Below are 22,709 nucleotides of genomic sequence, written 5' to 3'. Positions count from 1 at the left end.
CGACTCTATCAGACGCTTTCCAGTGCCTGACCCCCAGTCAGCGGGGCTTGTCTTTCCGGCTGTTCGGCCGTTCCGACGAGTGAGACATTAGCTGAACTTCGGCGGTCGAACCAAATCGGCCGCTTTCCGTTCCCGCCCCATTCCGAATGCGCACAAGTGAACGCCACGGCATGCCGTAGTCGCTCGTTTGTTTGCTGCGGAATGGCTGTCCGGGGACCGACCGGAGTCGGCGCTCACGCTCGGACAACCCGGAGAACGTTACGCACGGGTCCGGAGAGTGTCAACTCGGTGCCCTGGCGGTGGCCGGAGGGCTACTGTGGGTCGTATGACATCGCATGCGTGCACCTCTCAGTGGTGGGCCGCCTAGGGCGGCCAGGAGTCACGTATGCATCCAACGGCCGCCGCCTCGGCGGCCGTTTTCTGTTGTCCCGGCCGCGGTGGGCGGTGGTCCCGCGAACCCGACCAGGACCAGGAGACAGCAGTCATGACGCGGATTTTCAGTGGGGTCAAGCCGACCGGGCACCTCACCTTGGGGAACTACCTCGGCGCGATCCGGCGGTGGGCGGACGAGGACCAGCACCGGGCGGAGTCGCTGTTCTGCGTGGTCGACCTGCACGCGCTCACCGTCGACCACGATCCGGCGCGGGTGCGACGGCTCACCCGGCAGGCGGCGAGCCTGCTGCTCGCGGCCGGGCTCGATCCGCAGGTGTGCACGGTGTTCGTGCAGAGCCACGTCGACGAGCACGCGCGGCTGTCGTACGTCATGGAGTGCGTGGCCACCGACGGTGAGATGCGGCGCATGATCCAGTACAAGGAGAAGTCCGCGCGGGCGCAGGCGGCCGGGCAGAGCGTACGGCTGTCGCTGCTCACGTACCCGGCGCTGATGGCGGCGGACATCCTGGCGTACGGCGCCGACGAGGTGCCGGTCGGCGAGGACCAGACGCAGCATGTGGAGCTGACGCGGGTGCTGGCGGAGCGGTTCAACCAGCGGTACGGGCGGACGTTCGTCGTGCCCCGCGCCGTACGGCCCGCCGTGGCCGCGCGGGTCATGGACCTCCAGGACCCCACCGGCAAGATGGGCAAGTCGCACGACGCCACCGCCGGGATCATCTACCTGCTCGACGAGCCCGAGGCGATCACCAAGAAGGTGATGCGGGCGGTGACGGACAGCGGGGCCGGCGAGGTGGAGTACGACCGCGAGGCGCGGCCGGGCGTCGCGAATCTGCTGGACATCCTGGCGGCTTGTACGGGCAAGGAGCCGGAGACGCTGGCCGGGGAGTACACGGCGTACGGGTCCCTGAAGCGGGACACGGCGGAGGCGGTGGTGGAGCTGCTGCGGCCGTTGCGGGCGCGGCACGCCGAGTTCAGCGCCGATCCGTCGTACGTGGACGGGGTCCTGCGGGACGGCGCGGCGGCGGCGCGGGCGCTGGCCCGGCCGACCGTTGACGCGGCCTACCGGGCGGTGGGGCTGCTGCCGCTCACGTAGCCGCGGCCGTATCCGTACTGCTCCCGTGCCGCCTCGCTACCCGCGGCCGTACCCGTCGAGCCGGGTCATCCGTTGCCGGAGGCCAGCTCACGGCTGCGGTCGCGGGCGGCTTCGAGGGCGGCGAGGAGGGCGGCGCGTACGCCGTGGTTCTCCAGCTCGCGGATGGCGTTGATGGTGGTGCCCGCCGGGGAGGTGACGGCTTCGCGGAGCTTGACCGGGTGCTCGCCGCTGTCGCGGAGCATCACGGCGGCGCCGATCGCGGACTGGACGATGAGGTCGTGGGCCTGGGCGCGCGGGAGGCCGAGCAGGATGCCCGCGTCGGTCATGGCCTCGACCAGGTAGTAGAAGTACGCGGGTCCGGAACCGGACAGGGCGGTCGCGGCGTCCTGCTGCTTCTCCGGGACGCGGAGGGTCTTGCCGACCGGCTTGAAGATGGCCTCGGTACGGGCGAGGTGGGCCTCGGTGGCGTGGCGGCCTGCCGAGATCACGGACATGCCCTCGTCCACGAGCACGGGGGTGTTCGGCATGACGCGTACGACCGCGATGCCGTCCGCGAGCCGCTCCTCGAAGAAGGCGGTCGGGATGCCGGCGGCGGCGCTGATGACGAGGCGGTCGGCCGGTACGTGCGCGGCCAGCTCGTCCAGCAGGGCGCCCATGTCCTGGGGCTTGGCCGCCAGGATGAGGGTGTCGGCGGCCTTGGCGGCCTCGGCGTTCGTGACGGCCTCGACGCCGTAACGGGCGCGCAGTTCCTCGGCGCGTTCGGGGCGGCGGGCGGTGACCAGCAGGTCCTCCGGGGCCCATCCGGCGCGGATCATGCCGGAGAGGAGGGCTTCGCCGATTTTGCCGGTGCCGAGAACGGCGACTTTCTGCTTCTGGGCGGTCATGGGGTCATCTTCGCAGGGGCGGACGGGGCAAGCGGGCCGCGTCCGCCCTTCGGTCGTACGTCCGGGCAACCGGGGTGGCTCTGCTCAGGTGGTGCGGCTCAGGTGGTGCGGCGGCGCAGGGTGGCCGAGCCCAGGCCGAGGGCCAGGAGGGCGCAGCAGGCGACGATGATCAGATCGCGTACGAAGTCGCCGGTGACACCCGTGTGGTGGACGATCTGGGTGGTGGCGTCGGCGGCGTACGACATGGGGAGCACGTTCGACAGGCCGCTGAGGACCGGCTGCATGTCGCCGCGCGGGACGAACAGGCCGCAGAGCAGGATCTGCGGGAGCAGCACGGCGGGCAGGAACTGCACGGCCTGGAACTCGCTGGACGCGAAGGCGCTGACGAACAGGCCGAGCGCGGTGCCGAGGAAGGCGTCGGCGAGCGCGGCGACCAGCAGCAGCCACGCCGAGCCGGTGACGTCGAGGCCGAGCGCGAGGACGGACAGGCCGGTGGCGAGCGCGGCCTGGACGACGGCGACGGCGCCGAACGCGAGCGCGTACCCGGCGAGCAGGTCGGCCTTGCCCAGCGGCATGGACAGCAGCCGCTCCAGGGTGCCCGAGGTGCGTTCGCGCAGCGTGGCGATCGACGTGACCAGGAACATCGTGATCAGCGGGAAGATGCCGAGGAGCGAGGCGCCGGCCGAGTTGTACGTCTGCGGGCTGGCGTCGAAGACGTACTTCAGCAGTGTCAGCAGCACGCACGGGACGACGAGCATCAGGGCGATCGTGCGCGGGTCGTGGCTGAGCTGGCGCAGGACGCGGCGGGCCGTGGCGAAGGTGCGGTCGAGGTTCATCGCGCGGTCGATTCTGTGGGGGTGGACTCGGCGGATTCGTTGGCACTGGCACTGGCTTGTGCGGGGGGCTTCTGCTGAGAGGCGTCGGTCGCGCCCTCGGCCTGGCCGCCCTTGGCATCGCTCGCGCCGCTGGCTTCGTCGTTGGCCGCGTCGACCAGGCGCAGGAACGCCTCTTCGACGGTGTCGGAGCCGGTGCGCTCGCGCAGTGCGTCGGGGGTGTCGTCGGCGAGGATGCGGCCCTCGCGCATCAGCAGCAGGCGGTGGCAGCGTTCCGCCTCGTCCATGACGTGCGACGAGATGAGTACGGTCGCGCCGCGCTCGTCGGCCAGCCGGTGGAACAGTTCCCACAGGTCCCTGCGGAGCACCGGGTCGAGGCCGACCGTCGGCTCGTCCAGCACGAGCAGTTCCGGCTCGCCGAGGAGGGCCACCGCGAGGGAGACCCGGCCGCGCTGGCCGCCGGAGAGGTTGGCGGCGAGGCTGTCGGCGTGCGACATCAGGTTGACGTCCGTCAGAGCGCGTTCGACCTGGGCGGCGCGGTCGCGGTGCGCGATGCCGAGGACGGCGGCGTAGTAGTCGAGATTCTGCCGGGCGGTGAGGTCGGAGTAGACCGACGGCGCCTGCGTCACGTATCCGAGGCGCGGGCGCAGGCTGCGGTGGCCCGCCGGGTGGTCCAGCACGTTGAGGGTGCCGGTGACGTGGGCCTGCGAGCCGACGATCGCTCGCATCAGCGTGGATTTTCCGCAGCCGCTCGGTCCGAGGAGGCCGGTGATTCGGCCGGGCGGGAGGGTAAAGGAGAGGTTGTCGAGCACGGTGCGGCCACCGCGTACGACGCGGAGGCCGGCGGCCTCGATGGCGGGTCCGGGGGCTTTATTCATCATGTGATGAATAAACACCCGTGACGGGGTGCGCGTCAAGCCGTGCTCCTCCGGAGGGGGTGGGCTTTCGGGGGGCCTGGCGGCGGCTCGGTGGGGGGCCGGGGGGTCGGGTCGGGGGGCGGTGTTCCTGGGCCGGGGGGTCGGTGTCCTCATCCGGATGGCCGGGGTTCCTGGGCCCGGGGGCCGGGGTTCCTGGGCCCGGGGGTCGGTGTCCTGGTCGGGGGTCCGGGGTCGGTCAGGGTCATCCCCTATGGCGTACGCGGTGGGGGCGAAGGATCGTTGCGGTATGAGGCGTTCATCCCGAGAAGTTGCTGCATCGCGCGTTGAGAAGCGGCAGTTGGCCGTGGCCTCGGCGACGCTTGGACCTTGGCGGCCGGCCGCTGCCGTCGGTGCGATCGGGGGTGGGGTGTCGCTTGCCCTGCACCTCGTGCACGGGCACTTCGGGCTCGGCATTCTGGCCGGGGCGCTGTCCGTGGGCGCCCTGCTCTTCTACTGCGTGGGCGGGGCCGGGGCGGTGCTCGGGTACTCCGGGGGCGCGCGGGGGCGGGATCACCGGATACGGAGGTGGGCGCGGGAGCATCCGTGGCGGGTGGCGGCTGTGCCCGGGGCGCTCATGCTTGTCAGCGACTTCGTTATTCGGGAGGTCCTGACCAGTCAGGGGTTCTTCGGGTCGCTCTGGACAGGGGTCTGGCACGGGGCTGTCGTGGCGGCTGTCGTGGGAGCCGTCGGGACCGTTTCGGCTGCGCGGCGCGCCTGAGGCTTTGACGTCCTGAGCGCTTCAGGTCTTTTGAGCGCTTGACGTTTCTTGAGCGCCTGACGTCACCCGTGTCGCATTGTCGGCGCACCTCGGTGCCTGGGGGGTCTTTCCCTCCGGGCACCTTTCCTTTGCCCACCGCCCTGTCCCTGGTGTCGGTCCCGGGCCGGGGCACCTCCTCGAGCTGCGTGCTGCCTGCTCCTTGCCCATTCGTCCACGCCCTGTCGGCACGCAAATCTGCGGGGGCACCCCGCCCCGTCCCCTCCGGCCCGTCTGCGAGTGACGGTCCCCCGTGGGTGAGGGCTGGGAGGGGGGCGGTCCGCCGTCCGGTGGGCGGAGGGGTTGGGTACCCGCCCCCTCCGGCACGGCTGCGGATGACGGTCCGCCGTGGGTGGGGGCGGTTCGCCGTCGGGTGGGCGGAGGGGGTTTGTCAGCACGTGTTTGGGGACCAGTCGGAGAAGTCGTTTGGCTCCAACGACTGAGGGTTCGGGGCGGGCGGAGGTGTCGTTCGCGCCGCTGCGGCAAGGTGATTTGGTCCCACCACGATCGGGGGAATCCACTGGCGGTGGGGTCGGTGGGGGGCTGTAGTTCCGGAGCGATTGTCGCCGTGAGCACGCCCCCGACAGGTGTGCGGCGTCAGTCGGACCGGTCGGCCGGGCGGAAACGAGTTGTGGCCGGAGCCCCTGGGCTGCGACTGATCAGGATCAGGATCAGTCGCCTGAATACCCGAAAATGCCCACGTGAGTCGGCTGGTCGTCGGTGTGCAGGATGACGTAGATGCCGGTCCACCGCATGCGGCACTCTTCGAGCAGAGACTCCTCGGAGAGGTGGGCTCGATGGGCTGCGGTGATTCGCTCCTCATACTGCTGGACTGTCGGACGGTCGGTCCCGAAGTAGTGAGCAAGGCGGTCAGGGGCCAGCGGGCGCAGGGTGTTGTAGTCCTCGCCCTTGGCAGGGTCCGGGGTGCCAGTCGTGTGGACGACGCGTTGGATGTCGAGGATCGAGTGGGTGCCCTCCTCGCCCATGAAGTCCTCGTCAGCGTGCAGTTCTGTGAGGCTCCGGTAGGTGTCGGAGCTGCCGTACCTCTGCTGGAAGATCTGCGCGTGCAGGGCCTCCAGGGATGCCTCGACGCTCCCTGTGTAGTCGAAAGTGGATCTTGGGCTGTGAATGATCACGGTTCATGGGTCGGTGAGATCTCACGGACGAGCAGTGGGCGGTGCTGGAGCCGCTGCTGCCGAAGGGCATGACGGCGGGTCGGCCAGCTGCCTGGCCCCGGCGGCAGTTGATCGACGGCATACGGTTCCGGGTCCGGACCGGTATCCCGTGGCGGGACGTGGCCGCCGAGTACGGGCCGTGGGGACGGGTCTATGACCTGTTCCGCCGGTGGCAGCGGAACGGTACCTGGCAACGGATCCTCAGCCGACTCCAGTCCCTGGCCGATGCGAAGGGCGCGATCGCCTGGGACCTGAATGTCGACTCCACGGTGTGCCGCGCCCACCAGCATGCGGCCGGGGCCCGCAAACAGGGCTACCGGCAGAAGGAGCCGCCGGGCGGCATGTTTGCCGAGCCTGATGATCACGGGCTGGGCCGCTCACGCGGTGGGTTCACCACCAAGCTCCACCTGGCGGTTGAGCAGGGTCAGAAGCCCATGGCGATCGTGATCACGGCAGGACAGTGCGGGGACTCGCCACAGTTCGAACCCGTGCTCGGCTCTCGCGGCGGCCGGCCGCCGCGTTTCGACCCGGTCGACCACCGCGAACGTCACGCTGCCGAGTGCGGGATCAACCGGCTCAAGAGGCACCGCGCCGTCGCCACGCGGTACGACAAGCCCGCGGTCCGCTACGAAGCGACTGTCCTGGTCGCTGCCATCAACGAGTGGCTGTGACCCCCAGCCGTCATACGGCTGTATCCACGTTCCACGTCTCCGGCAGATCGCCGCCGCAGAAGACGCAGACGAAGTCGCCCTCGCGCACGATGTTGTGCTCCTGGCAGTCGGGGCATCGCCGGAACACGATCTCGTGGGTGAAGCCGGAGGGCCGCCCAAGTTCTACGTCGTCCAGAGCATGAGCGACTGCCGACCAGGAGGTGACGTCCGGGCAGTATCCGGTGGACTGGTTGCTGACCTCGCCCACCATCCACCGGTCTGCCTCGCGCACGAAGCTGATCTCGCCAGCACCCAGAACCATGTCCCCGCCAGCGCAGGCCACGTGCTCGCTTCGCCGCGGCGCCAGCCGAAGCACACCATCCGTCCCGACCACGAAGGTGAACGGGTCGGCCAACTCTGCCACCGATCGCTCAGCGACCCAGCCGTCGAAGTCAGCCGCCGAGCTGATCCGGCACCCGCCGCTGCCAGACCGGACCGCAGCCTTCAGCTCCACCGGTCCCACATATCGGTAACTCCGCCCCCGCACGCTCACATCAGCCAACCTAAAACACTTCCGACACACGCCCTATTAGGCGTCAGGGTCAGCCCGCACTCGAAGTCCTCGAGCGGCAACGGTGCCAGTTCCTCGGCCTCGGAGCGGTAGCTGAAGCCGATCGACGTCAGTCGGCCCTGCAGGATTCGCTCGTCCTCTGCGGCGTCGATCTCGGCAATCCCCTCGTTCACTTCGGGCGGGAGGCTCATGGGTCGGGCGCGGGACGGAGAGGCAATTGGGATCGGGGGGGTTGGGTGGGGTGGGGATAGGTTGGGGGGATGGGGGAGTTGGGGTGGGTGGAGGGGTGGCCGGGTGGGGGGATTCGGACGGGGCGGCTCTGGTTGAGGGAGCCGGAGGCGGGGGATCGGGGGGCGGTGATCGAGCTGTTCTGTTCGGCGGAGGTGGGGGCCTATGTGGGAGGGCCCCGAGAGCGGGACGAGATGGAGCGGGCGGTGCCCGAGACGCCAAGGCGGCGGCACGGGCTCTTCGTGGTCGACCTCGACGGGGCGATGATCGGCATCGTCACGATCGACCGGCACGGCGCCGGGAGCAAAGGGCACGTCCGTCCGGAGGGCGAGGAACCCGAACTCGGCTACATGTTCCTGCCCGAGGCGTGGGGCCACGGATACGCCACCGAAGCCTGCGCGGCAGCGCTCGACTGGGCCGCCGAAGCGCTCCCCGGCGAGCCGGTGGTGCTCTGCACGCAGACCGCCAATACGGCCTCGCTGCGCGTCGCGGAAAAGCTTGGATTCACCGAGGTCGAACGCTTCGAGGAGTACGGCGCCGAGCAGTGGTTCGGCCTGTGGACGCGCCGAGGGTGACCCCGCGCAAATAACCCCCTCCCCCCTCAGCCACAACGGACGCGCGGACGCCGACGTACCGGGAGGGGACGGGCCGGGGTGCCCCCGCAGGGGGACGAACGGATAAGGCCAGAAGCAGGCGCAGGCACCCGCAGGTTCGTCGCCCGAGGAGGTGCCCCGGCCCGGCACCGACCAGGCACAAGCGGCACCCGCAAGGAGGAGTCGAGGGGTTCGAGTTTTTCACCGACCGCGCGAGGCGCGCCGTGGTGCTGTCCCAGGACGAGGCCATCGCCCTCGGACACGACTTCATCGGTACGGAGCACATCCTGCTCGGCTTGCTGGCGGCGGGAGAAGGCCGCGGCCTCGAGGTACTGGCGGCCCTGGCAGTGGAACCCGCCGGCCTGCGCCAAGCGGTACTCACCCGGGTGGCCAGGGAGACGTCATAGCGACGACCGGGATATGCGCCCACCGCCCGGCCGGACACGCCCTAGGACCGGCGGCGTCCCGAGGCGGTCGCGTGCTCGGCGCGGTGCAGCGCCTCCCCCGGCGCTTCGGTGAAGGCCCGAAGGAAATAGGCGAGGAGCACGCCGAGAAAGCCGATCGCCAGAAGCCCCTGCTCGGCCCCCGCCTCCCGCCGCCGCGAAAACCCCCGCCACGTCCGCTGGAAAGCGAGAGCGCTGCACACGGCGAACCCGGCCACCGCCAGAAACGTCACAAAGGGCCCGACGTCGGCGTCGGCCAGCCCCTGAAAGCCGAACCGCAGCACCGCCGCCCCCGCCGCGATGGCGACGAGGGACCCGACCGCGAGCCCGGCCCGCCGCCAGGCGTATCCGCCGTCGTGCGCGACCCACGTCGTCCCGAAGAAACGGATCGGCTCCGGCCGCGGCACCCCCTCAACCGCCCCGCCGCTTCCGCCACCGCCCCCGCCAACCCGCCGCTTCACTTCGCTCACCTCATCCACGCCATCGATTATGACCCAGAACGGGACGTTCCCTGACACACCCGTTCGGCCGACGGTCGACGAATCGCACGATGCGATGCGTTTTCCTGACGATATGTCAGACATCCGGTCAGACGTCCCCCCGGCCTCGCCCGGGCTCCGACGCCGTCCCCCCGCCCCCCACCTCCTCCTCGGCCTGGGCGCCGCCGCCCTCACCGCCGCCGCCTGCACCCTGGCCGCCGGGTCCGGCGCGGCGACGGCCGCGGGCCCCCGCGCGGCCGAGGCGGCGACCAGCTCCCTGGTCGACCTCACCCTCGCGCCCGCCCCGGCGCTCGGCCTGAGCGCCTTCCACGGCCGGTACGGCCACGCCTCCTCCGCCCCGGACGGCGGCCCGGACGGCGGTGACTTCTCCGACCCGTCCGGCGTGCTGTCGCACCTGACGGTGATCGGCGCGGTCACGGCCCGTACGGACGCGGGTCCCGGCAAGACCTCCGCGCAGGCCCAGGCGGGCGGCTTCACGCTCGGCCTGAACTCCAAGGACTTCGTCAGCGTCGGGTCGCTGGACGCGTACGCGGAGTGCGTGCCGCCGCCGGTGGGCCCGTACGCGCTCGCGTACGCGCGGACGGACGGCGGGGTGATCGACGTACTCGGCCACACCGTCCCGGTCGGGACGACCACCTTCGACGTGACCGGCGCGGAGATCGGCGCCTCCGGCATCGGCGGCGGCACGCTCACCGTGACGTACGAGCCGTACCAGCACCCGCCCGGCGGCGCCCCGACCGCCGCCACCAGCGCGGACGCGGGCGTCGACATCACCGTCAGCGGCACGTTCACCGACACGAGCGGCGCCCCGGCGTACGCGGGACCGCTGGTCGACCTCCGCCTCGGCCACGTCGCCGTCACCTGCGAGACCACCACCCCGACCCCGACGAACTCGGTCGACTCGACGACGCCGGTGCCACCGACGACGACACCGCCGACCACCGCGACGACGACGCCGACGACGCCCACCCCGACCGGCCCGGAAACCGGCGGCACGACCCCACCGCCCACCACCCCGCCCACGACATCACCGACCACCCCGCCCACCACCTCCCCGGACCCGTCGGGGACGGCCGGCACCACTCCCCCGCCGACGCCCACCGGAACCTGGACCACCCCCGGCGGCGACACCCTCCCGCACACCGGCGCCGAGGTCGGATGGGCAGCGGGACTCGCCGGCGGATCGCTGCTCCTCGGCGGCTTCCTCGTGTTCAGGACCGCCCGGGCGAGGCGCGGTCGGCACCTCTGATTTGGCATATGCCAGCGTCATTCTCTGCCCAGGGGTCATACTTACTGTCCATGGAAGGAAAATTAACGGCGCACGCCGCTGAGAACCCCGCGCGGCAGGAGCGATTCCGCACGCTGGCGCGGTATCTGATGACGCACAGCCTCCGCCGCACACTCCCCGCGCACCTGCGGGTGCGCAGGGACGTGGCGGTGGTCGTGGACGAGCGCACGGTGGCCGAACCGGACATCGTCGTGGTCGGCGCGGAGGCGGAGAACGTTGTCGTCCTCGCCGTGGAAGTCCTGCCCGCCGACGCCGACGAGAGCGAGCCTCACCCGTACGAGGAAGCGGGGGTCACGCACCTGTGGCGCGTGGAGGAGGACACCGAGACCGAGCGCCCGATGGTCTACGTGCACGAGTGGGATCCGGCCTCGCACTCGTACGCCCTCACCGGCGTGCACCGCGAGGAGCTGACCGTCCAGGTCCCGTACCGCATCAACGTCGACCTCACGGGCATCGACCACCTCTGACCGTCGACCCCGTACGCGTGCACGTAAACGTGCACGAACCTGTGCCCGTCCCCGCACGGATACGCGTACGTCCAGGCACAGCGCGGCCGTACGCACGACGCCCCCGCACCGGGTCACGGTGCGGGGGCGTCGTGCGCGCGCTGCCGGTGTCAGCGCTCCAGCTTGGTGATGTCGCGGACGGCGCCGCGGTCGGCGCTGGTGGCCATGGCCGCGTAGGCGCGCAGGGCCGTGGAGACCTTGCGGGTGCGGTCGCGCGGGGCGTAGACGCCGCCGAGGGCTTCGCGGCGGGCGGCCAGCTCCTCCTCGGACACCAGGAGTTCCATGGAGCGGTTGGGGATGTCGATCCGGATGCGGTCGCCGTCCTCGACCAGGGCGATGGTGCCGCCCGAGGCCGCCTCGGGTGAGGCGTGGCCGATGGACAGGCCCGACGTGCCGCCGGAGAAGCGGCCGTCGGTGACCAGGGCGCAGACCTTGCCGAGGCCGCGGCCCTTGAGGAAGGACGTGGGGTAGAGCATCTCCTGCATGCCGGGGCCGCCGCGCGGGCCCTCGTAGCGGATCACGACGACATCGCCGGGGTTGACCTGCTTGGCGAGGATTTTGTCGACGGCCTCTTCCTGCGACTCGCAGACGACGGCCGGGCCCTCGAAGGTCCAGATCGACTCGTCCACGCCCGCGGTCTTCACGACCGCGCCGTCCAGGGCGAGGTTGCCGCGCAGCACGGCCAGGCCGCCGTCGGCGGAGTAGGCGTGCGCGACGTCGCGGATGCAGCCGCCCGCGGCGTCGGTGTCCAGGGTGTCCCACCGCTCGGACTGCGAGAACGCCTCGGCGGAGCGCTTGCAGCCGGGCGCCGCGTGCCACAGCTCGACGGCCTCGTCGGAGGCGGAGCCGCCGCGCACGTCCCAGGCGTCGAGCCACTCCTTGATGGAGGGCGAGTGGACGGTGTGCACGTCCTCGTTGAGCAGCCCGCCGCGGTACAGCTCGCCGAGGATGGCGGGGATGCCGCCGGCCCGGTGGATGTCCTCCATGTAGTACGTGCCGCCGGGCGCCACGTTCGGCGCGACCTTGGCCAGGCAGGGGACGCGGCGCGAGACGGCGTTGATGTCATCCAGGCCGTAGTCGAGCTCGGCTTCCTGGGCGGCGGCCAGCAGGTGCAGGATCGTGTTGGTGGAGCCGCCCATGGCGATGTCGAGCGCCATGGCGTTGTCGAAGGCGGCGCGGGTGGCGATGGCGCGCGGCAGCACGGACGCGTCGTCCTGCTCGTAGTGCCGCTTGGTCAGCTCCACGACGGTGCGGCCGGCGTTCTCGTACAGCGCCTTGCGGGCGGTGTGCGTGGCCAGGACCGAGCCGTTGCCGGGCAGGGCCAGGCCCATGGCCTCGGTGAGGCAGTTCATCGAGTTGGCGGTGAACATGCCGGAACAGGAGCCGCAGGTCGGGCAGGCGTTCTCCTCGATACGGAGGATGTCCTCGTCCGAGATGTTCTCGTTGACGGCGTCCGCGATGGCGTTGATCAGGTCCAGCTTGCGGACGGTGCCGTCGACCAGCGTCGCCTTGCCGGCCTCCATGGGGCCGCCGGAGACGAAGACCGTCGGGATGTTGAGGCGCAGCGCGGCCATCAGCATGCCCGGGGTGATCTTGTCGCAGTTGGAGATGCAGATCAGCGCGTCAGCGCAGTGCGCCTCGACCATGTACTCGACGGAGTCGGCGATCAGGTCGCGGGACGGCAGGCTGTAGAGCATGCCGCCGTGGCCCATCGCGATGCCGTCGTCCACGGCGATCGTGTTGAACTCGCGCGGCACCGCGCCCGCCGCGAGGATCGCCTCGGAGACGATCCGGCCGACGGGCTGAAGGTGCGTGTGACCCGGTACGAACTCGGTGAAGCTGTTGGCGACCGCGATGATCGGCTTCCCGATGTCGCTGCTGGCGACGCCGGAGGCGCGCATCAGCGCGCGGGCGCCCGCCATGTTGCGGCCGTGGGTGACCGTACGTGACCTCAGCTCGGGCACGGTGTCCACTCCCTTGGGTTCACTTGGCTCGTACTGCTCCGTACTAGAGCATCGAGGGTACGCCCGTCGCCCAGGATCCGGACGTTCGGTCCGGTATGCGGGACGTGCGGTCCCATGGGGCTGTACGGGGGCGGGGTCCTACGGGTGGACGTCGGCGGCGGTGAGGTAGCGCTGGAGGACCGGGCCGACCATGGCGACGATGTCCTCGGGGTCGGCGGAGGCCATCGGCTCCACCCGCACGATGTACCGCAGCATGATGATCCCGACGAGCTGGGCGGCGGCGAGCTGCACGCGGAACTCGGCGTCGGGCACGTCGAGGCCGCCCGCGAGGCGGGCCAGGACGCGGCGGCTGACCAGGCCGCGGAAGACCGCGGCGGCCGTCTCGTTGGTGACCGCGGACCGGACGATGGCCAGCAGCGGCTCGCGCGAGACCGGGTTCTCCCAGATCCGCAGCATCAGCCGGGCCACCCGCTCGCCCATGCCGTCGACGCCGCCCGCCACGACGAGGTCGGGGATGTTCATGGCGGGCGCGAAGGACAGCTCGATGGCGGCGCCGAAGATCTGTTCCTTCGTGCCGAAGTAGTGGTGGACGAGGGCGGAGTCGACGCCCGCCGCCTTGCCGATCGAGCGGACGGAGGTCTTGTCGTAGCCGCGGGCGGAGAACTCCTCGCGGGCGGCGGCGAGGATACGGTCACGGGTCTCGGCGGTCCCGGCCTTGGTGCCCGCGGGACGGCCGCGGCGGCGGCCGGCCGGCTTGCCGGACTCCTGGAGGCCCTCGGATTCCTGGGGCCCGTCGGGTTCCGGGGAGCCGGGGGACGCCTTCGCCGTACTCACGCCGAACCACCGCCGACCGGCGCCGGTGTCGCGTAGTGCAGCCGGGTGAAGGCCAGCGCCTCCGCCAGGTCGGCCTCGCGCTCGGCCCTCGACATCGCCCGCCGGGTGGTCACCTCGACCACCACATGGCCGTCGTAGTCGCTCGCCGCCAGCGCCGCCAGCAGCTCCGCGCACGGCAGATTCCCGCGTCCCGGCACCAGGTGCTCGTCCTTGGCGGAGCCCGTGCTGTCGCCGAGGTGGACGTGCACCATCCGCTCGGCCATCCTCGCCATCAGCGCGAACGGCTCGGTACGGGAGGTCGCCGCGTGCGAGAAGTCCACGGTCAGGTGGCGGTAGTCGTCGTTGGTGACGTCCCAGTCGGGCGCGTACGCCTGCATCTCGCGGTCCCGGTAGCGCCACGGGTACATGTTCTCGACCGCGAACCGTACGTCCGTCTCGTCCGCCATCCGCCAGATCCCGGCGACGAAGTCCCTGGCGTAGCCGCGCTGCCAGCGGAACGGCGGGTGCACCACGACGGTCGAGGCGCCCAGCGTCTCGGCCGCCGCGCGGGCCCGCTGGAGCTTGACCCACGGGTCGGCGGACCAGACGCGCTGCGCGATCAGCAGGCACGGCGCGTGGACGGCCAGGATCGGCATCCGGTGGAAGTCCGACAGGCGGCGCAGCGCGTCCACGTCCTGGCTGATCGGGTCGGTCCACACCATCACCTCGACGCCGTCGTAGCCGAGGCGGGCGGCGATCTCGAAGGCGGTGGCGGTGGAGGCCGGGTAGACGGAGGCGGTGGACAGGACGATCTTCGACGTGCCGCCGCGGGGCCCCGCGGCGGATCCCGCGGTCGGGGCGAGACGTTCCCGCGCGTGCTGCGCGCGCTGCCCCGTACGCCATTCGCGTCTCAGGGCGGCGTCCGTCGTCCGGCCGTCCGTCTTCCGACCCGCTGGTTCAGCCACGGGAAACAGCGTACGGCGGCGGCCGGGGCGGAAGGGGCAGGTGCCGGGGGGTGCGGAGGGACTGTCGCCGATCTCACGGCGGGGCGTGGCGGGCGCGGCGGACCGGCTCAGTCGCCCCAGCGGGCCAGGGCCGCCCCCGGTCCGGCGTCGTTCACCATCAGGTCGAGCTTGCGCAGGATGACGCCCTCGCGCAGGGCCCAGGGGCAGATCTCCAGCTCCTCGACGCCGAAGAGGTCCATCGCGGCGTCCGCGACCAGGGCGCCCGCCAGGAGCTGCCCGGCCCGGCCGACCGAGACGCCCGGCAGGGTGCTGCGCTGGGCCGCCGTCATCTCCGCGAGCCGCGGCACCCACTCCTCCAGCGCGCCGCGCCGCAGCCGGCGCTGGGCGTACAGGCCGTCGGCGGAGCGGGCCGCGCCCGCGAGCCTGGCGAGCTGCTTGAACGTCTTGGACGTGCCCACCGCGTGGTCGGGCCGGCCGAAGCGGGCGAAGTCCGGGACCGTACGGGCGATCTCGGCGCGTACGTGCCTGCGCAGCGACCGTACGTCGTGGGCGGTCGGCGGGTCGCCCGGCAGCCACGAACCGGTCAGGCGTCCCGCGCCGAGCGGCAGGGACACGGCCGCGTCCGGGTACTCGTCCATGCCGTAGCCGACCTCCAGCGACCCGCCGCCGATGTCCAGCACCAGCAGCCGCCCGGCCGACCAGCCGAACCAGCGGCGTACGGCGAGGAACGTCAGCCGCGACTCGTCCTCGCCGGACAGGACGGTGAGGCGGACGCCCGTCTCCGCGTCCACCCGGGCCAGGACGGCCTCGCCGTTCGCCGCCTCCCGCACCGCGGAGGTCGCGAAGGACAGCACGTCCTCGGCGCCCTTGTCCTCCGCCACGCGCAGCGCGTCCGCGATCGTGGCGACCAGGCGGTCGACGCCGGCGTCGCTGATCGCGCCGTGCTCGTCGAGGAGTTCGGCCAGGCGCAGCTCCGCCTTGTGCGAGTACGCGGGGAGCGGGCGCGCGCCCGGGTGCGCGTCCACCACCAACAGGTGGACGGTGTTGGAACCCACGTCGAGCACTCCGAGTCGCATGGGCAAGACGCTAGCGCGCCGACGTGGGTGTCCGTTCCGCGGGCCGCGCGGGGCCGCCGGGCGGTGGCGCGTGGGCGATCCGCGACCCGTTGGCGACCATTCGGCGCATTCCGGTCTTACTCTTGGGCGCGTGGCGAAGGTGAAGGCCCTCAAGGCCAAGAAGAAGAGTGCAGGCACGGTCCGCGACGAGGTGGGGCTGGACTTCGCCCGCGCCTGGGTCGAATTCGCCGATCCGGCCGACGAGGAGCAGGTCTTCCGCTGCGACCTCACGTGGCTCACCTCGCGCTGGACGTGCGTCTTCGGCAGCGGCTGCCAGGGGATCGTGGCAGGGCGCGCGGACGACGGGTGCTGTTCGCTGGGCGCGCACTTCTCGGACGACGACGACGAGAAGCGGGTGGCCGGGCATGTGGCCAGGCTCACGCCGGAGACGTGGCAGTTCCACGCCGAGGGCGCCGACGGCGCGTGGGCGATGGAGAACGAGGAGGGCGAGCGGCAGACGCGTGTCGTGGACGGGGCGTGTGTCTTCTCCAACCGGGCCGGGTTCGCGGGCGGCCAGGGGTGCGCGCTGCACGCGCTGGCCCTGCGGGAGGGGCGCGAGCCGCTGGAGACGAAGCCGGACGTGTGCTGGCAGTTGCCGATCCGGCGGACTTTCGACTGGGTGGACCGGCCGGACGATTCGCGGGTGCTGGTCGTGTCGATCGGGGAGTACGACCGGCGGGGGTGGGGGCCGGGGGGCCACGACCTGCACTGGTGGTGCACGTCGGCGACGTCCGCGCACGGTGCCGGTGACCCGGTCTACGTGTCGTACCGCCCGGAGCTGACGGAACTCATGGGTCCCGACGCCTACGCCGTGCTCGCTGCGCTGTGCGAGTCCCGCCTGTCCACCCCCCACCTTCCTCTTCTGGCCCCCCACCCCGCCGACCCCGCTGCCCCCGCTTCCTAGGGCCCTCTTGTGCGTGGGGGCGGCTGGGGGGGTCGGTCCCGGTACCGTCCGGGCGCCCTCTTGTGCGTGGGGTCGGTCCCGGTACGGGGTACCTCCTCGAGCTGCGTGCTGCCTGCTCCCGCGCATCCGTCAACGCCCTGTCGGCACGCAAATCTGCGGGGGCACCCCGCACCGTCCCCTCCGGTACGTCGGCGCCCAACGGTCCGTGGGGGTGGTGGAGGAGGGGGTGGATGGGGCCGGGGACGGTGGTGACGTGACGGTGAACGCGGTCGGCGGCTGCGGGGTATTGACGCCCACACGATGATCAAAGGGGGTGTGTTCGATGTTCGGGGGGGAGGCGCTTTGCGGGGTGTCGTCAGCCGAGGTGGCGGAGGGTGTCGGAGATGGTGGACCGGAAGGTCTGGAGGGCGTGGAGGCCGGCGGTGTAGCGGTCCTGGTGGGCGGCGATGTCGGCGGTCTGCTGCTGGGCGCGTACGGCGTGCAGGAGTTGGGCGGTGTGGTGGCGGCGCTGGCAGGTGACGTCGGCGACGGCGGTGCGCCGCTCGGTCGGGGTGTGCGTGGTGTTGCCGTCGCTGCCGCGATGCCACGCCTTGTCGCCGAAGGCCGCGAGCGGGTCGGAGTAGCGGGCGAACCCCTGGCCGGCCACGCAGCGGGACCACGCGTCCCAGGCCGCGAGCAAGCGGGGATCGCGTTTGACGGCCTTGTCGATCTCGACCGAGCGCGTGCTCGCGTAGAGCCAGTCCCGCTTGACGTCGATCCCGCGCATCAGCCGCCGGTTCGCCTCCACGTTGCAGGCCGGAAAGTCCGCGTACTCGGCCTGGGTCATACGACGGCCCTGCGGCCGCGTGGGAGTGGACTTCGCCGGGTCCCATCCGTAGCCCCAGCGGCTCGCGTTGGCGAGGTCGAGTGCGCCGTAGCCAGTGCTGACCGCGGTGAGCACGGTGGGGTCGACGGGGTAGCGCGGATCGAGCGGAAAGTCCGCGTGCCCGCGTTTCGCCATGCACTGCCGGACCAGCAACGCCGTTGCCCGCTTCTCCCGTTGATAGTCCTCCGGCGTGTAGCCGTAACGATCCGCCGGAAGCGGCCCAAGCCCCACCGTCGCACGGACCGCCTCCGCCCGCTCCGGCCCCGAGGCACCCACCCCCGCCAGCACCGCCACCCCCACCACGGCCCCAAGCCGCCACCCCCGCGTCCCCATGCCCCCGGATGCTAGCCCCCGCCCCACCCAAGCCCACCCACCCCCTCCGCCCCCACCGGCCCGTCGGACGCCGACGTACCCAAGCCCACCCACCCCCTCCCCCTCAGCCACAGCGGACAGGCGTACGCCGCCCCACCCGAGCCCACCCACCCCCTCCCCCCCCTCAGCCACAGCGGACAGGCGGACGCCGACGTACCGGGAGGGGACGGGCCGGGGTGCCCCCGCAGGGGGACGAACGGACAAGGGCTGGACGTTTTCGAAGTGGGTGCACGTTCGTCGCCCGAGGAGGTGCCCCGGACCGGCACCGACCAGGCACAAGCGGCACCCGCAGACGAAGAAAGCACCCGCACGGGTGGGCGGGTGGGCGGGCGGGAAAAATAAGCAAGATGAGGACACATGCGGTGATCGCCTCCCCCGTAGGCGACCTGACAGTGGTCCGCGAGGGCCCCGCCCTCGTAGGGCTCTACTTCGAGGGCCACAAACGAAGGCCCAACAAAACCACCTTCGGCGAACGCGCCGACGAATCCTTCGACGACGTACGCCACCAGCTCAAGGAATACTTCGCCGGAACCCGGCACACCTTCGACCTCGAACTGACCCCGGAGGGCAACGAGTTCCAGCGCCGCGTCTGGACCCTGCTGACCCGCATCCCGTACGGAGAAACCCGCTCCTACGGCGACCTCGCCCGCCAGCTCGGCGACATCTCCCTCTCCCAGGCCGTCGGCGCCGCGAACGGCCTGAACCCCTTGTCGGTGATCGTCCCGTGCCACCGCGTGGTGGCGGCCGACGGAAACCTGCGCGGCTACGCGGGCGGCCTCGCCCGCAAGCGGTACCTGCTGGAACTGGAGGAGCCCGACGCCGCCTCGGCGGACCGCCTCTTCTGAAGCGGACCGCAGTTCCGCGGCGAACCGCACCTCCGAAGCGAACCGCAGTTCCGCGGCGGACCGCAGGTCGAAAAGCCCCCCGCGAAAGCCACCTCACGTTTCGGCGCCCCCACGCGTTTACCCCATGTGAGCAAGCCACTGTTCGAACAGATCGTGACCGACCACGGGCCGATGGTGCTCCGGGTCGTCCGGGCCGTCGTGGGCCCGCACGACGCGCAGGACGCGTGGTCGGAGACCTTCCTGGCCGCGCTGCGGGCGTACCCGGAGCTGCCCGCGGACGCGAACGTCGAGGCGTGGCTGGTGACCATCGCGCACCGCAAGGCCGTCGACATCACGCGGGGCAACGCGCGCCGCGCGACACCGCTGGCGGAGCTGCCCGAGCGGGCGAGCCGCACCGGGCGGCCCGAGGACTGGGACCCGGATCTGTGGACGGCGCTGAAGGCGCTGCCGGAGCGGCAGCGGCAGACGGTCGCGTACCACTACCTGGCGGGCCTGCCGTACAAGGACATCGCCGCCGTGACGGGCGGCAGCCCGGACGCGGCGCGCAGGGCCGCCGCCGACGGGGTGAAGGCCCTGCGCCGCAGCTATCCGCGGGACACCGCGGGAGGAGGAGACCCCTCATGAAGGACGCGAACGACACGAACGACACGCAGGACGTGCAGGACGTGCAGGACACGAACGACACGGCCGCCCAGCTCCTGGAAGCCCTCACCGCGCAGGACGACGCGACGATGGACCGGCTCCACGAGCGCCTGGCGGCGGAAGCCGGGCAAGCCGGGCTGCTGGACGTCGCGTACCGGACGCTGGACAGCCCGGTGGGCCCGCTGCTGCTGGCGGCGACCGAGAAGGGCCTGGTGCGCGTGGCGTTCGCCGTGCAGGACCACGCGGCGGTGCTCCAGCAGCTCGCGGACACCATCAGCCCGCGGGTGCTGCGCGCCCCGCGGCGGCTGGACGCGGTGAGCCGCCAGCTCGACGAGTACTTCACCGGGCAGCGCCGCGGCTTCGAAGTCCCCCTGGACTGGCGGCTGTCGAAGGGCTTCAGGCGCGAGGTGCTGACGCACCTGCCGGACATCGCGTACGGCAGGACGGCGAGTTACGCGCAGGTGGCGGCGGCGGCGGGCAGTCCGCGGGCGGTCCGCGCGGTGGGTACGGCGTGCGCGCTCAACCCGCTGCCGCTGGTGGTGCCGTGCCACCGGGTGGTGCGCTCGGACGGTTCGGCCGGGCAGTACGCGGGCGGCGCCGACGCCAAGCACCTGCTGCTGGAGCTGGAGACGGCCGCCTGAGACGGGCGTGACGTCCCGCGTCAACGGCCTTACCCACCAAGGCCGTTACGGCAACACCCCGTCCTCCGTCCGCAGCAGCCGCAGAAACGCCTTCAGACCGGCGATGATCTCGGTGTTGTCGGTCAGCCGGTTCACCGTCGCCTCGAACTCCCGCGCCAGCGCGGCGATCCGGCGGTCGGTCCCGTCGGCCCTCGCGTAGACGGACAGGCCCAACGCGTCGACCGCGGACCGGAGTTCGCCGAGCGCGTGGTACTGCTCCTCGGCCTTGCCCTCCAGGACCTTGGCGCCGCTCTCGACGCGGGTGACGGTGGCGCGCAGGGCGAGGACGTCGTCGCGCGGGTAGGTGACGTCCTTCAGGAGGGTGCCGAGGCGGCGCCGCAGCGCCGCGAACCAGGCGCCGGCGGGCCGGAAGACGGTGCTCAGCAGGAAGAATCCGGCGAGCCAGTAGCCGGCGGCGCGGCCGGTCGCCGCGGCGACGGCGACCGCGAGGGCGGCCGTGACGAGGTGTCCCGCGAGGGCGACGCGCAGCATCAGGCGGGCGATCCGCCCGGCCTCGGTGTCGCGTTCCGGGGAGACGCTCAGGCCCTTTTCGCGGCTGGTCCGGATCTCGGCGAGGACGGCGTGAGCGCGGAAGTAGAGGTTCCACGGCACGGTCAGCAGAAGGAGCAGCCAGAGCAGGCCGAGCAGGCCCGCGGCGGTGCCGAGGACGGTGGACAGCGGTGCGCCGACGGCGTGGACGACGGCGAGTGTTCCGACGGTGACGAGGGTGACCACGACCGTGCCGGTGAATTTCCCCATGCCGCTCATCGTCCCGCCGCGCGGGCGGCCCGGCATGAGTACGGCTACTCAGGAGTAACACCCTTTCGCCGTACGGCTATCCGGCCGGGCTCGGCGACTCCGGCGCGGTGCTGGGGGCGTCGGTCGTGGGCGGCGCGGTCGTCGGCGGAGGTGTCGTCGGGGGCGGGGTGGTGGGCGGCGGGGTCGTCGGCGGAGGCGTGGTCGGCGGGGGCGTCGTCGGGGAGGACGAGGACGGCGGCGGGGTGGTCGGGGAGTCGGAGGCGGGCGGCGGCACATTGCGGGTGGAGGAGCCGCGCAGGATCACGGTCGCGTGCGCCGGTGAGAAGGCGATGCGGGCGGTCCAGGAGCCGGAGGGCTCCAGGGCGTGGTCGACGCTCAGGGTGAGAGTGACCGATTCTCCGGGCCGCAGGTCGCCCGAGGTCGCGGAGAGCCGGATCCAGAACGCGGCGGTGTCGGCCGTCCAGTGCACGGGGGCCGCGCCGCGCGCGGTCAGGGTGACGGTGGTGCCGCTGGCGGTGACGGTGAGCGTACTGCCGCCGGGGGACGCCGAGCCGGCGGCCGTGGGGTCGGTCGAGACGGTCGTGGTGAGGACCGGCGCCGGGGTGTCCGTACCGCCGGAGTGCTGGGGGTCGGGGGCCTGCCGGGAACTGCCCGCCTCCTGGTACGGGTCGCCGTTGAGACCGTCGGGCTCGCTGGCGGCGCGGTCCGTGCCGGGCGCGTCGGCGCCGAGCGGCGCCGCGTGATAGGCGGCCCACAGGGCGAGTACGGGCGCGGCGACGACGGCCGCGACGACCGTACTGGTGACGGCCCGGTGCCTGAGCTGCGCGCGGCGGGCGGCGCGGTCCTTGAGGTCCATGGGGAAGCCGCGCCGGTCGAAGCGCGGGGTGGCGTCGCGGGAGCGCCCGGCCCCGGCGTCCATGGCGTGCAGCAGGGCGGCGTACGCGGCCGAGCGCGGCGCCTCGATGAGGGCGAGGACGGCGGTGGACCCGGCCCCCGGAGCGCCCGGTACACCCGAGGCCCCCGGCCAGGGCCCCGCGGCGACGACGCGTTCCGCCGTACGCCTGCACACCGGGCAGTCGTCGACGTGCCTGACGAGTTCCGTGCGCAGCGCCGTACCGAGCAACACCTTGGTCTCGCCCGCGATCTGGGCGAGGGCGGCGCAGTTGCCGGTGTCCACGACGGACAGCGCGGTGCGGGTCCGCTCCACCTCGCAGGCGGCGCGGGCGAGCAGGCCGCGCGCGGTGTCGGCGTCGATGCCGAGGACGGCGGCGACTTCGTGCGGCGGGAGTTGGTGGCGGACCGCCAACTCCAGCGCCTCGCGCTGCTCGGGCGTGGTGCCCGCGGCCTCGGGCCAGGCGAGCGCGGCGAGTTGGGCGTGCCGCTGCTCGGCGACGGCGACCGACGTGCTCGGCGGCTCCGGCGGCCCGGCGGCGAGCCGGCGCAGGCAGGTCCAGCGGGCGAGCGCGTACAGCCAGGGGCGGAGCAGCTTCGGGTCGCGCAGGTGGCCGCGCTGCCGTTCGGCGAGCGCCAGCACCTCGCCGAGCGCCCCGGCCGCCGCGTCGTGCTCGCACAGGATCGACAGGCAGTACGTGAACAGGCCGTCCAGATACGGCTCGTAGTGCGCGGGCGGCTGCATGGGGAGCGTGCCGTGCGGGCGTTGACGGTCGTGCGCCTTGTGCGTCGCTTCCCGGCGGACGTCCTTGCGGGCGTCTTTACGGGCGTCCTTGCGGGTGTCCTTGCGCGACGGCTCCTTGCGGGCGGCCTTGCGCGCGTCGCCGCGGGCCTCCTTGCGGGACACGCGCGCTCCCTCCACGCGCGGTCCCTCCGGACGCGGCGCCTCGGTGCGCGGCGCCTCGCCGCCCGGCGTGTCCTTGCGGGCGGCCCGGCCGGCCGGCGCGCGGTGCTTGCGGTGTGCGCCGGTCGTCTGGTTCTGGGTGGGGGTCTCCTGCCTGCTCAT

General features: G+C 72.2%; 23 protein-coding genes and 1 pseudogene. 10 read left to right on the top strand and 14 right to left on the bottom strand.

Translation table 11 applies throughout. The annotated features are described in order from the left end of the window. Nucleotides 1-484 precede the first annotated feature (484 nt). A complete protein-coding gene (gene trpS / locus ACFY9V_RS33220; RefSeq protein ID WP_391164086.1) occupies nucleotides 485-1,486 on the top strand; it encodes a tryptophan--tRNA ligase in 1,002 nt (333 codons plus the stop codon). A gap of 65 nt (nucleotides 1,487-1,551) precedes the next feature. Here trpS and proC read toward each other — a convergent pair whose 3' ends face one another. The 4 genes from proC to ACFY9V_RS33200 all read right to left on the bottom strand — a co-directional run bounded on the left by proC (nucleotide 1,552) and on the right by ACFY9V_RS33200 (nucleotide 6,010). After that, entirely contained in the window at nucleotides 1,552-2,370 is an 819-nt protein-coding gene (proC, locus tag ACFY9V_RS33215) for a pyrroline-5-carboxylate reductase (protein ID WP_355350229.1), read from the bottom strand. 98 nt (nucleotides 2,371-2,468) lie between these two features. Continuing rightward, nucleotides 2,469-3,206 carry an ABC transporter permease gene (locus ACFY9V_RS33210; RefSeq protein ID WP_355350226.1) on the bottom strand — a complete coding sequence of 246 codons (738 nt, stop codon included), beginning with the start codon at nucleotides 3,204-3,206 and terminating at the stop codon, nucleotides 2,469-2,471. After that, entirely contained in the window at nucleotides 3,203-4,084 is an 882-nt protein-coding gene (locus ACFY9V_RS33205; protein ID WP_391164085.1) for an ATP-binding cassette domain-containing protein, read from the bottom strand. The genes ACFY9V_RS33210 and ACFY9V_RS33205 overlap by 4 nt, the downstream gene beginning before the upstream one ends. 1,461 nt (nucleotides 4,085-5,545) lie before the next feature. Beyond that, on the bottom strand, nucleotides 5,546-6,010 hold the full coding sequence (locus tag ACFY9V_RS33200) for a hypothetical protein (RefSeq protein WP_391164084.1): 465 nt from the start codon (nucleotides 6,008-6,010) through the stop codon (nucleotides 5,546-5,548). A gap of 17 nt (nucleotides 6,011-6,027) precedes the next feature. Here ACFY9V_RS33200 and ACFY9V_RS33195 point away from each other — a divergent pair. Further along, nucleotides 6,028-6,720 (top strand): annotated as a pseudogene (locus ACFY9V_RS33195) (IS5 family transposase); the annotation flags it as partial. 10 nt (nucleotides 6,721-6,730) lie between these two features. Here the strand turns inward: ACFY9V_RS33195 and ACFY9V_RS33190 are convergent. Both ACFY9V_RS33190 and ACFY9V_RS33185 read right to left on the bottom strand, forming a co-directional pair. Next, entirely contained in the window at nucleotides 6,731-7,207 is a 477-nt protein-coding gene (locus ACFY9V_RS33190; RefSeq protein WP_391164094.1) for a hypothetical protein, read from the bottom strand. A 41-nt stretch (nucleotides 7,208-7,248) separates the two neighbouring features. After that, nucleotides 7,249-7,443 (bottom strand): hypothetical protein, encoded by a 195-nt coding sequence (locus ACFY9V_RS33185; RefSeq protein ID WP_355350217.1) that lies wholly within the window; start codon nucleotides 7,441-7,443, stop codon nucleotides 7,249-7,251. A gap of 87 nt (nucleotides 7,444-7,530) precedes the next feature. Between ACFY9V_RS33185 and ACFY9V_RS33180 the strand changes: the two genes are divergently transcribed. Both ACFY9V_RS33180 and ACFY9V_RS33175 read left to right on the top strand, forming a co-directional pair. Then, nucleotides 7,531-8,073, top strand: a complete 543-nt coding sequence (locus ACFY9V_RS33180; protein WP_391164083.1) for a GNAT family N-acetyltransferase — start codon at nucleotides 7,531-7,533, stop codon at nucleotides 8,071-8,073. 242 nt (nucleotides 8,074-8,315) lie between these two features. Continuing rightward, nucleotides 8,316-8,498, top strand: coding sequence for a Clp protease N-terminal domain-containing protein (locus ACFY9V_RS33175; protein WP_391164082.1), 183 nt, complete (start codon nucleotides 8,316-8,318; stop codon nucleotides 8,496-8,498). A gap of 41 nt (nucleotides 8,499-8,539) precedes the next feature. Here the strand turns inward: ACFY9V_RS33175 and ACFY9V_RS33170 are convergent, their stop codons facing one another. Then, a complete protein-coding gene (locus ACFY9V_RS33170) occupies nucleotides 8,540-9,013 on the bottom strand; it encodes a hypothetical protein (RefSeq protein WP_391164081.1) in 474 nt (157 codons plus the stop codon). 94 nt (nucleotides 9,014-9,107) lie between these two features. On the opposite strand from ACFY9V_RS33170, the gene ACFY9V_RS33165 reads away from it, so the two are divergent. Both ACFY9V_RS33165 and ACFY9V_RS33160 read left to right on the top strand, forming a co-directional pair. Further along, nucleotides 9,108-10,283 carry an LPXTG cell wall anchor domain-containing protein gene (locus ACFY9V_RS33165; protein WP_391164080.1) on the top strand — a complete coding sequence of 392 codons (1,176 nt, stop codon included), beginning with the start codon at nucleotides 9,108-9,110 and terminating at the stop codon, nucleotides 10,281-10,283. A 50-nt stretch (nucleotides 10,284-10,333) separates the two neighbouring features. After that, complete coding sequence (locus tag ACFY9V_RS33160; RefSeq protein WP_355350205.1) at nucleotides 10,334-10,789, top strand: Uma2 family endonuclease; 456 nt, start codon at nucleotides 10,334-10,336, stop codon at nucleotides 10,787-10,789. Nucleotides 10,790-10,938: 149 nt separating this feature from the next. Here ACFY9V_RS33160 and ilvD read toward each other — a convergent pair whose 3' ends face one another. From ilvD to ACFY9V_RS33140, 4 genes are all read right to left on the bottom strand, one after another. After that, the gene (ilvD, locus tag ACFY9V_RS33155; protein ID WP_355350202.1) at nucleotides 10,939-12,792 is read right to left on the bottom strand and encodes a dihydroxy-acid dehydratase; all 1,854 of its coding nucleotides are present in this window, start codon (nucleotides 12,790-12,792) and stop codon (nucleotides 10,939-10,941) included. Nucleotides 12,793-12,930: 138 nt separating this feature from the next. Next, nucleotides 12,931-13,626 (bottom strand): TetR family transcriptional regulator, encoded by a 696-nt coding sequence (locus ACFY9V_RS33150; RefSeq protein ID WP_391164079.1) that lies wholly within the window; start codon nucleotides 13,624-13,626, stop codon nucleotides 12,931-12,933. Next, entirely contained in the window at nucleotides 13,623-14,417 is a 795-nt protein-coding gene (locus ACFY9V_RS33145) for a TIM barrel protein (protein ID WP_391164093.1), read from the bottom strand. The genes ACFY9V_RS33150 and ACFY9V_RS33145 overlap by 4 nt, the downstream gene beginning before the upstream one ends. A gap of 260 nt (nucleotides 14,418-14,677) precedes the next feature. Beyond that, on the bottom strand, nucleotides 14,678-15,646 hold the full coding sequence (locus ACFY9V_RS33140; RefSeq protein WP_391164078.1) for a Ppx/GppA family phosphatase: 969 nt from the start codon (nucleotides 15,644-15,646) through the stop codon (nucleotides 14,678-14,680). 130 nt (nucleotides 15,647-15,776) lie between these two features. On the opposite strand from ACFY9V_RS33140, the gene ACFY9V_RS33135 reads away from it, so the two are divergent. After that, nucleotides 15,777-16,589, top strand: a complete 813-nt coding sequence (locus ACFY9V_RS33135; RefSeq protein ID WP_391164077.1) for a hypothetical protein — start codon at nucleotides 15,777-15,779, stop codon at nucleotides 16,587-16,589. Between the two features lie 355 nt (nucleotides 16,590-16,944). Here ACFY9V_RS33135 and ACFY9V_RS33130 read toward each other — a convergent pair whose 3' ends face one another. Then, nucleotides 16,945-17,589: a hypothetical protein gene (locus tag ACFY9V_RS33130; protein WP_391049616.1), complete on the bottom strand. Its 645-nt coding sequence runs from the start codon at nucleotides 17,587-17,589 to the stop codon at nucleotides 16,945-16,947. A 584-nt stretch (nucleotides 17,590-18,173) separates the two neighbouring features. Here ACFY9V_RS33130 and ACFY9V_RS33125 point away from each other — a divergent pair. The 3 genes from ACFY9V_RS33125 (at nucleotide 18,174) to ACFY9V_RS33115 (ending at nucleotide 19,954) form a co-directional block, all read left to right on the top strand. Then, nucleotides 18,174-18,671 (top strand): methylated-DNA--[protein]-cysteine S-methyltransferase, encoded by a 498-nt coding sequence (locus ACFY9V_RS33125; protein WP_355342321.1) that lies wholly within the window; start codon nucleotides 18,174-18,176, stop codon nucleotides 18,669-18,671. A 126-nt stretch (nucleotides 18,672-18,797) separates the two neighbouring features. Continuing rightward, entirely contained in the window at nucleotides 18,798-19,295 is a 498-nt protein-coding gene (locus ACFY9V_RS33120; RefSeq protein ID WP_355342318.1) for a sigma-70 family RNA polymerase sigma factor, read from the top strand. Then, on the top strand, nucleotides 19,292-19,954 hold the full coding sequence (locus ACFY9V_RS33115) for a methylated-DNA--[protein]-cysteine S-methyltransferase (protein ID WP_391164076.1): 663 nt from the start codon (nucleotides 19,292-19,294) through the stop codon (nucleotides 19,952-19,954). The genes ACFY9V_RS33120 and ACFY9V_RS33115 overlap by 4 nt, the downstream gene beginning before the upstream one ends. 45 nt (nucleotides 19,955-19,999) lie before the next feature. Here ACFY9V_RS33115 and ACFY9V_RS33110 read toward each other — a convergent pair whose 3' ends face one another. Together ACFY9V_RS33110 and ACFY9V_RS33105 are read right to left on the bottom strand one after the other, a co-directional pair. Beyond that, a complete protein-coding gene (locus ACFY9V_RS33110) occupies nucleotides 20,000-20,752 on the bottom strand; it encodes a hypothetical protein (RefSeq protein ID WP_391164075.1) in 753 nt (250 codons plus the stop codon). 76 nt (nucleotides 20,753-20,828) lie between these two features. Then, on the bottom strand, nucleotides 20,829-22,709 hold the full coding sequence (locus ACFY9V_RS33105; protein WP_391049620.1) for a hypothetical protein: 1,881 nt from the start codon (nucleotides 22,707-22,709) through the stop codon (nucleotides 20,829-20,831).

This window comes from Streptomyces sp. NPDC008317, assembly GCF_042955955.1.
In the GTDB taxonomy this organism is placed as follows: domain Bacteria; phylum Actinomycetota; class Actinomycetes; order Streptomycetales; family Streptomycetaceae; genus Actinacidiphila.
Note: the sequence above shows the minus strand (reverse complement) of the source record. Positions and strands in the feature narration are given on the sequence as shown.